A 10,906-nucleotide genomic window follows, 5' to 3' on the forward strand; every position below is an offset into this window, starting at 1 on the left:
GTGTCAAGCACTGGGATGACAGGAAGAGAAGGCTACTTGGATGACACCTTGACGATTTGAAGAATCATCATACCGCTACGAGTTAGCGGCTAAGAGATACCGCGGCGGTATGACGTAGAATTTTATAACCCAGTGTCCAATCTGGATTCCAGTTAGCGTTTTCAGTAACTAAGAAAAGTGCTTCCCCTTTTTAGAGAACTGCATATAATAGATTTGACATTGCAGTGCATTGTGCAAACAAAATTTCCAATACTACAGGAGGCTTTATGAATAAGAAATTTCTCTATTCACCATTGTCAATAAAAAGCATAGGAGAAAACGGTGTATTTTCTGGTTATGCTAGCGTTTTTAATATAGTTGATAAACAAAATGACCTGATCTTACCCGGAGCATTTAAGGAAAATTTAAACAGAAATAAAATAAAATTCCTTTGGCAGCACAATCTAGGTGAACCTATAGGTAATATTATAGATATTTGCGAAAATGATGTTGGCCTGTATATAACCGCACACTTACTTTTGGGCATCCAAAAAGCAGAGGAAGCGTACTTAATGCTCAAAACTGGAGTAATCAATGGACTTTCCATCGGCTATATACCTATAAAATATGACATTGATCATGAAAGCGGGGCAAGAATATTAAAACAAGTAGAATTATGGGAAGTCAGTTTAGTCACTTTTCCTGCAAACTTAGCTGCTCAGGTAATCAATGTGAAAAATCAGAACAATGAACAGGAAATATTAGCAAGAGCGATAGAAAAAGCAAATGCTGTACTTGCAGACATGTACATTTCTGCTTAAAGTGCATTAGGCGGGCAAAGACTTTACCATAATTTGATACCTGCGTTAGTATTTATTTAACATTTATACTAATATATATAACTTTATTACTATTAAAATTTTCTGCAAATTAAAATTAAAAAATAAGGTAATTTTATGCTAAATATTAATGATAAGGTTAATTATAAAATTAATATTAAACGAAAGGAAAAAAAATACAGCTGGTCTACTGTATTTGCTTGGTTATATCTAAAAACGATTGGACGAATATTGCCCAAGAGATGGAACAGATGGGCAGAAAATATTTTGTACTGCGATAAAACTACTGCAAACAATGAAGTTCAAACTGATGCTTTTAAGACAATAGATGGAAGTGTTCAAGTTGACTTAAAACCTGAAGTTGTAGAGAAAGAGAGCCAAAGTGTAGTGATAAACAAAGATGGAGGGGTTCAGACTGATGGAGTAGCATTGATAACAGAGGAAGATGATGAAGCATTAAAAGAACAGCTGGAGGGCATAAGTCAGGAATTAGAACTTGAACGTTTACGAAATGCTTCCTTAAAAGGAGAAAATAGAAAAGGAGAAAATAGAGAATTACGATCTGCAATTGAAGGACTTGAAAAGAGTTATAAGGGACTTACAGAAGATGCAGGCGAACGAGAAGAGGAACTAACCAAATACAAACAAGATAAAAAAGCAATGCAGGATAAAGTTGATGAACAACAGAAAACTATATTTGATCAATACATGATAATAAGAGAGCAAGGAGACGAAATTGAAGCTACTAGGAAAGATAATGAAAGTCTGCAAGCACAAATAATAGAACCTAAGAGTAGGTTAAAGGACAAGGAGGATAAATTAATTGAATTGAATCAACAATGGCAAGCTAGTAAATTAGTGGCTTTACTTAAATCACGGACTGATAAATTGCGGCAGGCTAAAAACAAAAATACTGAATTAGAAAATAAAGTCAGTGACTTAGGTCATGAAAACGAAGCTCTACGATTAAGTGTGAATACATTGACTGCTCAATTGGGTGAAATGGAGAACTTGGGGAAGCAATTACAAAGTGTTCAAGAATCTAAACAACAATTGGAGATTGATTTAGAAGGTCAATTGAAAGCTGACACTAAGAAACTACAGGAAGCAAAAGAAGGTCAATTGGCTAAAAAGGTAGGTGCAGTGAGTACAGTATCTACTGCAAAATCAACTACTGAATCAACTCTTTCAAAATTACGAAACTTGCCCAATAAGTTTTCTAGGGATAAGGGTCTCAATAACTTTTTATCTGGGAAAAACGAGGAGTTAAAAAAAGGTTTTCCTGAATTTAAAGAAAAACACTTTTGCTATAACGTGCTTAATGAAACTATAAAGTCTCTATCAAATCAAGATGATGGCAAATTTGAAAGCAGTAAGCTGCTTGAATTATTAGAAAGTAATTTGAAACAATCCGCAAGGGAGATCATAGAAGCCAAGGTTAAAGAAGTTGTCAACAAACATTGGAACATTGGAAAAAATGTAGGTAAAGAACTACAAGATGACATGTTAAAAACCAAGTTGTCACTTTCTGTTAGAAAATGCGTAAAAGAATTCAAACAAAAAGAAGGGGTAAATAAGATTGTAAACTCTATCTTGCACAGCTTTAATAGCGAAAATAATAATAACGACTCAGGAAATTTACTTAAAAAAAATGTTGTGAAAGAGCTAGTAGAAGCTAGAATGAGATTTTTTTTAGATAAGATTCAAGAGTTAAAACTGACATCAAGCATAAGAGATAAATTTTTATCAAAAGAATACACACCTAATTCCTCGATGGGTCATGCTAATACTGTAAGCGTACATTTATTGAATGCTCAGGGAGTAGACTAAAGTAGACCCTTAGCATAAAGCACCAGCTCCTCTTTTGTTAAAGTGTAGGAGCTGTCTTCCCAATGTTGTTTTAGCAACTCCAAGCTCCTACCTAAACTTTTTCCTGGCTGGTGACCTATACTTATTAAATCATCGCCAGATAAAGGAAATTTTGGAATATTGAATGTGTTAGCAAACGAAATGTATTTATCAATATTTTCTCCAGACTCAACACCACAAATTTTCACTAAATCACAATATAATTCTCTACTAAACAAAGATATGTATTTTTTTTGCTCTTTTTCTGAGAGTTCTATTTTGATATTGTTGGATAGTAAAAACGACAGCTTTTTCTTTTGCTTGTTCGAAAGACGTAGAAACTTGCTTACATATTCTCCAAGACTTAGCCTGTCATTTTTGGTGGTCCTAAGGAGTAACGCTAATTTTACTAGCACATCAGTGCCGAAAAGAAGTGACGAAGACAGAATTTCGCATTTTACTTCTTTTGGGATAATCTTTTGCAAAACATTAGATTCTTGCATGCTCTTAAGTGTTGGAAAAGGATCATTGCACTCCAGCAATTTAAGTATTTCATCTCTTATTCTCTCTCCAGAGAGGTTTTGGATCATATGCGAATGCTTTTTGCATACGCTTAGTATTTCATCACTCAAATCTCCGACACATATTTTTGCATGAAAACGAAATGCTCTTAAAATACGTAGATAGTCTTCTTTAATTCTATCTTCAGCGTTGCCTATAAAGTTTAACCTTCGCGCCTTTAAGTCCTCTATACCACCAAAGTAATCATATATATGGCCATGCTTATCTGCATATAGAGCGTTAAATGTAAAGTCACGCCTTGAAGCATCTGTTTGCCAATTATTAGTAAATTCTACTTTCGCATGCCTGCCATCACATTTCACATCATGTCTTAGTGTTGTAATTTCAAAAGACCTCTGATTTAAGATTGCAGTGATAGTTCCATGTTTTAAGCCAGTTGGAATAGTTTTTATATTACGGAGTTTTAACGCTTTAATTGCTTGATCAGGCAGAAGATTGGTAGCGAGGTCAATGTCGCGAACGTCACGCTGCAAAATTGAGTCTCTCACACACCCGCCGACAAGCCTAGCCTCACCACCAAATTCCTCTATGGCATCGATAATTAAACTAGTCTCATGGTCAACTTGCATTTAGTTAGTATATGCTGCAGTTCATATTATATGAAATGCAAGCAAAAAGCCCTATATAAAAATATACAGGGCTATGAAAATTTATTCTACAAGTATTTGTTGTGGATGAAATGGTTGTTCTGCCATCGATTCCGTACCACATCTTGAACTTAGTAAACTTGAAGGGTTTTGCTCTTCAGAATGCCCTATGTGCTGCTTTATATCACTAACGCACTGTTCTACAACATCACAAATTTTTCCATCAGCATTTTCTGCCAATAACTCATCAAATCTCTTCTCAACCTCTGCTCTCTCAGAGATATCCTTTGAAAGGTTACAATATTCCAAGATCTCGTCTATTTGAAGTTTTTTTGCTCTTGTTTTGCTAAACTTTTTTTCCTATCAAGCAATGGCTCGAAATGAGCATGGCCTTTGTTTATTACATGCAAAACACTACTGTCGTCATAATCAACTTCACCTGTACTTTTTGAACCTGAATCATCTATTAATTGATGCAAAGACAGATCTTGGTTATCAACAGTCTGGTTCTCTATAACATGCAATTTTACATCATACTTCTCACAAAGTATTCTGCCTTCAACTTCAGGACCACCCCATCTATCGTTACGCATAATGTTTGCTGTATAATCATCTATAGTTTCACTATGGTGCTGGCCATCATTATCGTAACTGTTAGCAATAGAATGTACAAACCATTCTGGCGGATTGTTTTGTGCAAATTCCTTGCAGTTTTCTCGTAACTGCTCGACATTAACTTCTATCCCCTTTTGTTGCTCTAAACTTTGTCTAAACGAGTCAAAAAAACAGCTTCCATTACCAATTGCTTGTCCTATATGGAAATTGTCAGGGTAAGAATTACTATTTAAAGAAGTTACTTCACTCTCAACATCATGAAAATCACTTAGTAGCTTCCGTTTCCTAGATTCAACCATAATTTTTACCTTAATTTAAGCTATATGTTACTATACCAACAAAATTGTTAATAAGCGACTAATTAAGTATAGCAGAAATTTTTAAATTATGCAATAATTATGGCTTTAAATAGCAAATATGAGCTTTAACTGTGGTATAGTTGGGTTACCAAACATAGGAAAATCAACCTTATTTAATGCACTTACAGAGTCAAGTGTAGCTGAAGCTGCGAACTACCCTTTTTGTACAATCGAGCCAAATATAGGCAGGATTTCGATAAAAGATCAGCGCTTGAAACAAATCGCAGCAATTGCCGGTTCAGAGAAGACAATCTATAACCAATTAGAAGTTGTGGATATTGCAGGCCTGGTAAAGGGTGCGAGCAAAGGTGAAGGGCTCGGTAATAAATTTTTAAGCCATATCAGAGAAGTTGATGCCATCGTTCATCTGCTCAGGTGCTTTACGGATGACGATATCAGCCATGTACACAGTAAAATAGATCCAATATCAGATGCTGAAGTAGTGGAAATGGAATTAATCCTAGCTGATATTGATAGCATAGAAAAAAGGCTTTCTCAATTGGAAAAGAAAGCAAAGCAAGGTGATAAAGAGCTAAAGAGACAACTTGAATTAATGCAAGAGGTATTAGCTACTTTAAAATTAGGTAAATCTGCAAGAAGTTTGGAGAATATCGATGGAGATGAGATGAAGTTGCTTCAATTGCTGACAACAAAGCCCGTTATGTACGTTTGCAATGTTGAAGATACAAATGTTATAACTGGCAATGAATTATCTAAAAAGGTAGAGAGAATGGCGGAGGAAAATAAAAGCAAATTTTATTGCATTTCAGCAAAACTTGAAGCAGATATTGCAAATCTTGATAGTGAAGAGGAAAAACAGAGTTTCTTGTCAGAATTTGGCTTACAAGAATCAGGCCTTGATGGAGTAGCGCATATTATGTATGAAGTGCTGAGTATGATAACTTTCTTTACTGTGGGCCCCAAAGAAGCACGGGCATGGCCAGTAAAAATAGGATCAACAGCTGACAAAGCAGCAGGTGTAATTCACACTGATTTTGAAAAAGGCTTTATAAAAGCAGAGACAATAAGCTTTGCAGACTATATAAAATATGGAAGTGAATCAGCTTGCAAAGACGCAGGAAAAATTCGCTTTGAAGGCAGAGATTATATCGTGCAAGATGGCGATATAATGCACTTTAGGTTTAATGTGTAGCTTTGGGAGAAGAAACTCCTCCTTCTACAGTGTATTCGTTTAGGGGAGAGGTTTAAGAAACAATTGATCTTACCCAGAAAAAGTAATGCAAAAAATCTATTGGTTTTTTATCTAAGGCATTTTTTACTGTAGATTAATCATTTGATTATAGTATTATCTTAATTAAGCTTATGCTTGGAATATTTATGAAGAGTATTTTATACTTTGTATTATTAGTTGTTGTATTTGGATCACTGAGCCTATTTGCTGTAGAGCAATTTGAAGAAAAGAAAATTGAATCAGTTCATAAAAACGAAAATGTAGGTATAAGGAAGCAAGATAGCACAAATCAAAAAGATGAGTTGAAAAGCAACGTCGATGCTAAACAAACACAGGAGGCTGAGAGCAAAAGAGTAACCGATAAAGAGAAGCTGAAACAAAATGAGAACAAAGCTTCCGTGGTTGAAAAAACTATAAGTGAAGGTGAAAGGATTGATAAAGATTTGCCAAATGACCAGCTAGAAGAAAGTACAGGCGAATTTGCTCAAAATTTACCAAATGTGGCCAATAAAGAAGTGAATAAAGATTTGAAACCAGAGCCTTTGCCTTTAAGTGCTGATTTAAATGAGAATACAACTGACCAGCAAAAAAATCTACAAGCTGATCAGAAGATTGATATAAAAGATAATGAACTTTCAAAAAGTGATGCGAGTCAATTATTAGAGGGAAAAAAAGAAAAAGTAGAGAATCAGTTTGAAGAAAAAAAAGTGAAAGAAACAAACAATAATTCTAAGAGAGTAAAACCTATAACTAAAAAAGATGAAGAAGAGCAAAGTGAAAAGAAAAATTTACAAAAATGGACAAAGCTAAACAGAGAAACAATAAAAGAATGGGTTCATAAAGATATACAAAGCAAGTCAATATATAAACGACAATATGATAGCCTTAATGAGCATCTTCCTACAACTGTATTTATTGATGATTACAGTAAGCAATTTTTTTACTGTATTAAGAAAAATAACTTACCTTGCTTAAGAGGAATAATAAGTAAGCTAGAAAAAATTGGATTAACAACTCAAAAGATACTAAGGTTTAGAAATAAATTGGGTGATACTCCTCTCATTTATTCGGTTAAACAAGGTGAGGTAGAAATAGTGCGCTTTCTCTTATTACAAGGCGCTGATCTTAGAGTAGTTAGTAATAATTTTCAATCCCCAATTGATATAGCAATCGAAAAAAAGCAGATCAATATAATAAATGCGATTGCCGAAATGATGCCACACCTTTTGGAGGATAGAAAAATAGACAATAAAGAAAGCTCAGTAATGTACGATTGGGCTGTGGAAACGAAAGAAAACAATGAGTCGCAGTGCGATAAGCAAGATGATTAGATTTTTGATATTAATTTTAGTTGGTCATTTATGTTATGGAAACGAAACAAATGATGAAAAAAATCAGATTAGTGATTTTTTAAACGCTCTACATGATGCAAAATACGTATCTTACAGTAAAAAAGACTTTGCTGAATTTTTGGTGCAGTGCCACAAAGAGGGCGTGCCAGAAGATTTTAAGAAAGGTTTTGGCTCTAACTTAAATGGAGCTAATTTTAGCCAATTGTACCTAAGTGGATCTGTTTTTGATGGAGTAAGTCTGATTGGTGCCGATTTTTCTAACACCGATTTATCCGACGTGTCTTTTATTGATGTTGATTTACGTGGTGCTAATTTTTCCAATGCTAATTTACATGGCATTAAAATAAAAGGTACAAATTTGAGTTTTACAAAATTTGTTTCTGCAAACTTAACAGATATTGTATTTGATCAGTCTAATGTTAGTTATGCTGATTTTATCAGTTCCGATCTCAAAAAAGTAAGTATGCACAACGTAATTGGTTTGCATACTAATTTCTCGAATATGAAAATGAATCTCTCCAACTTATCAAACTCGAATGTTAGCTACATAAATTTTAATGATAGTGAAATAAACGATACTGTTATGCAGAAAAATAACCTTGATAATGCAAGTTTCTTTGGAGTGGATGCATATAAATTAAAGATACAATTTTCTTCATTAAAAAATGCTAACATATATGGTACAGAGCTAAAAGAATCAGACTTTACAGGTAGCAATCTTTCCGATGCCTGCCTTAATTCTTCTATCATAATTAACAGTAACTTCGACGAAGCTAATTTAAGCAACACACAAATTTCCTATGTGAATGACGATAATTCAAGTTTTGTTCAATCTATACTAAATGGTTCCAAGATAAAACATGTATATGTTTCTGAAGCAAGTCTTCAGGATGCTGATTTATCCAATATTGATTTTAGTTTTAGTGAACTGCATCAAGTTAATGTCTCTAATGCTGACATTCATCATGGAAAGTTTCATAATACTAAAGTTGCGAATTCTAACATGAATGGCTCATTTTTTGACCATTCACTATTCACCTCTGCAAAGATAGAAGATTCAGATCTTTCTACAACTTCAATGTATAAGATAAAAATCCAAGACTCTCAAGTTTATAACAGTACACTTTCTCACCATAATATTGATTCCAGTGAAATAGAAAATTCAACATTCTTTAATTTATTAGCTGATAATTCGAGCTGGTCCAATTTAAAAGTAACTAATTCAAATTTTATTGAAAGCGATTTCAGATCTTCTTTGCTTCACGCTAATGCCTTTAGGAAAACTAGCTTTTTTCTTAGCAATTTGAGCAATTCAACAATTAGTGATATGTCTTTTCACTCTTCAAGCATATATAAAAGTTCAGTTGCTGATGCTCATTTAACAGATTGCAAGTTTGATAATTCAATTTTGATTGACAATCAAGGGCAGAAAAAACTTGCAGGGTTAGAAAATGCTATAACTTCAATTGGAGATTTGCAAGAGAAAATATCACAGGGTGAAAAATTTGATGTAAATTATTCTTACTTTGAATTTAAGAATATGAATTTAGAAAATGCTGATTTTTCTAATTCAACATTGAGTAGAGCAAAGTTTGTAAACGTTAATTTGAATAAGGCAAATTTTGAAAAGACCGATTTGCGCTATACTGTCTTTGATAACTCTTCTCTCATTGGCACCAACTTATCAAATTCTAATTTAGAAGGTTCTAGCTTTTTAAACTCTGATCAAAAAAGCGCCATGTTAAAAAATGCAAAGAAAAATGACCGTAAAAAGTGAGGGCGTATTATTGGTTCTATCCTCCCCTTCTGGAGCTGGAAAAACTACTATATCAGCAAAATTACTTGAGCGATTAACTAATTTAGTTAGGTCTGTTTCTATGACTACGCGCAAGCCTCGCTCCGGCGAAATAAATGGAAAAGACTATTTTTTCGTTACCGAAGAAAAATTTCACGAGTTATGCGAAGCTGGTCAGATGCTTGAATACGCCAAAGTTTTTGAGAATTTTTATGGTATACCAAGAGATTTTATAGAGCAAAACTTAAGCAGTGGAATAAGTGTTTTACTAAGCATAGACTGGCAAGGAGCATTTCACTTATTCAAGCTCATGAGAAAAAAAGTTGTGAGTGTTTTTATACTTCCCCCTTCAATGGAAGAGCTTAGGTTGCGTTTGCAAAAGCGTAATAGTGATGATGCGAGCGAAATAGAGCGCAGATTAGCCGAAGCTCAAAAAGAGATAAGCAAACGTGATAAATATGATTATGTAATAATCAATGATGATATTGATAAAAGTGTAGAAGAGATAAGCTCCATACTAAATAAAGAAAGACTTAAAAAACTAAAAGAAAAACCAAGTCTGGAAGATTTATAAAAGCATTGATCTGCAGCTATAGTTTCTTATCCTATAGCTATACCGCCGCGAACCGTCATACCGCCGCGGCGCTAACTAGTAGCGGAATGACGGTTTTTCAAATTGTCGTAAGTCAGTTTAGCTATATTTATTATTTTTTAAGACAAAATGGTTAAAATAGTAGACAACTGTTCAAGTGAGGATTTGACTATGATAACAGATTTTCTAATAGAAACTAGTTTTCTGCCTTTCCACCTATATTTTGATCACATATACAACGTTTAGCTCAATTTAAAAGTCAAACTTCTTGGTTGTTAGTTTAGTGCTGACAACTTAAATAGCTTTTAATATTGAGGTTTTAGTATGGGTATAGATCTAAGCGCACTAGCTACTAATGCAAATAAATTAGACGAATGCATAGATAAAAATAAAAAGCAAGAGCAAGATAGAAAAGACGAGCAATTGTACTGCATTATAGAGAGAAAGGTAAAAAAAGAAGAACACAAGCGTGAAAAACCAAGAAGTCGAGATGGAGCTCTCAAGAAATGTGAAAGGTTATTTGAGGAAGGTGCTAGCTCTGAAGTATTAACTAAATTAGAAGAATCACTTAGAGAACAAGAAAAATATTATAGGTATTATGTCCAATGCTTCCTTCCAGTGCTAGATAAAGCAATAGAACGATCGAAAAAAATATCAAATGAAATAAAAGAACGAGTAAAGCAAGTAATTTCAGAAATTACTGATAATAGCAAATATTGTTCTAATAGTATTACCCACAACCAAAATGATCGTAGGAATAGTGAAGATAGTGAAGCAGAAAGTGGCTACGGTAGCGATGTTGAAGATGATCATAAAGTAGAAATAAGCAACGAAATAACAAATAACAATGCTCTATTACTAAAAGCGATCAAAAATGGAAATAACAGGAAATTTAAAAAATATCTCAAAGATTGCACGGATATTAGCAGCATAAAAGATGAAAAAGGAAATAATATTTTACACCTTATCGCATCGCTCGAAAAGAAACAGAAATGCAAGTTTCTGGGTAACCTAATAAAAACGGTCACCAAGGAGGATCTAGCACAACTCATTAATAGTGAAAATTAGGACGCTCTTCAGGTAGCACTAATTAACAAGATAACAAAAGAAAAACATGAGTCTCATACAATTCGAAGTAACGATAACACACTTAAGTTTCTTACAAA

At 33.8% G+C, this 10,906-nt stretch carries 9 protein-coding genes and 1 pseudogene; 7 read left to right on the forward strand and 3 right to left on the reverse strand.

Features of this window, described 5'->3' with window-relative positions:
• Window positions 1–266: 266 nt before the first annotated feature.
• Window positions 267–800: an HK97 family phage prohead protease gene (locus OZD67_RS05500; RefSeq protein ID WP_182182730.1), complete on the forward strand. Its 534-nt coding sequence runs from the start codon at window positions 267–269 to the stop codon at window positions 798–800.
• A gap of 135 nt (window positions 801–935) precedes the next feature.
• On the forward strand, window positions 936–2,648 hold the full coding sequence (locus OZD67_RS05505) for a coiled-coil domain-containing protein (protein ID WP_182182728.1): 1,713 nt from the start codon (window positions 936–938) through the stop codon (window positions 2,646–2,648).
• Here OZD67_RS05505 and OZD67_RS05510 read toward each other — a convergent pair.
• From OZD67_RS05510 to OZD67_RS05520, 3 genes are all read right to left on the reverse strand, one after another.
• Entirely contained in the window at window positions 2,645–3,817 is a 1,173-nt protein-coding gene (locus tag OZD67_RS05510; protein WP_182182726.1) for a CCA tRNA nucleotidyltransferase, read from the reverse strand. The two genes, OZD67_RS05505 and OZD67_RS05510, sit on opposite strands and share 4 nt — an antisense overlap.
• An 81-nt stretch (window positions 3,818–3,898) precedes the next feature.
• Window positions 3,899–4,144, reverse strand: coding sequence for a hypothetical protein (locus OZD67_RS05515; protein WP_259346580.1), 246 nt, complete (start codon window positions 4,142–4,144; stop codon window positions 3,899–3,901).
• Between the two features lie 8 nt (window positions 4,145–4,152).
• Window positions 4,153–4,749 (reverse strand): OTU domain-containing protein, encoded by a 597-nt coding sequence (locus OZD67_RS05520; RefSeq protein WP_259346579.1) that lies wholly within the window; start codon window positions 4,747–4,749, stop codon window positions 4,153–4,155.
• A gap of 118 nt (window positions 4,750–4,867) precedes the next feature.
• Here OZD67_RS05520 and ychF point away from each other — a divergent pair, with 118 nt between their 5' ends.
• The 5 genes and pseudogenes from ychF to OZD67_RS05545 form a co-directional block, all read left to right on the forward strand.
• The gene (ychF, locus tag OZD67_RS05525) at window positions 4,868–5,962 is read left to right on the forward strand and encodes a redox-regulated ATPase YchF (protein ID WP_182182724.1); all 1,095 of its coding nucleotides are present in this window, start codon (window positions 4,868–4,870) and stop codon (window positions 5,960–5,962) included.
• A gap of 170 nt (window positions 5,963–6,132) precedes the next feature.
• Complete coding sequence (locus tag OZD67_RS05530; RefSeq protein WP_410543781.1) at window positions 6,133–7,332, forward strand: ankyrin repeat domain-containing protein; 1,200 nt, start codon at window positions 6,133–6,135, stop codon at window positions 7,330–7,332.
• Window positions 7,325–9,130 carry a pentapeptide repeat-containing protein gene (locus OZD67_RS05535; protein WP_182184146.1) on the forward strand — a complete coding sequence of 602 codons (1,806 nt, stop codon included), beginning with the start codon at window positions 7,325–7,327 and terminating at the stop codon, window positions 9,128–9,130. The genes OZD67_RS05530 and OZD67_RS05535 overlap by 8 nt, the downstream gene beginning before the upstream one ends.
• On the forward strand, window positions 9,114–9,722 hold the full coding sequence (gmk, locus tag OZD67_RS05540) for a guanylate kinase (RefSeq protein ID WP_182184144.1): 609 nt from the start codon (window positions 9,114–9,116) through the stop codon (window positions 9,720–9,722). The genes OZD67_RS05535 and gmk overlap by 17 nt, the downstream gene beginning before the upstream one ends.
• Before the next feature lie 342 nt (window positions 9,723–10,064).
• A pseudogene (locus tag OZD67_RS05545) lies at window positions 10,065–10,906 on the forward strand (ankyrin repeat domain-containing protein); the annotation flags it as partial.

Source organism: Wolbachia endosymbiont of Drosophila nikananu (genome assembly GCF_028981865.1).
Taxonomy (GTDB): Bacteria; Pseudomonadota; Alphaproteobacteria; order Rickettsiales; family Anaplasmataceae; genus Wolbachia; species Wolbachia pipientis_B.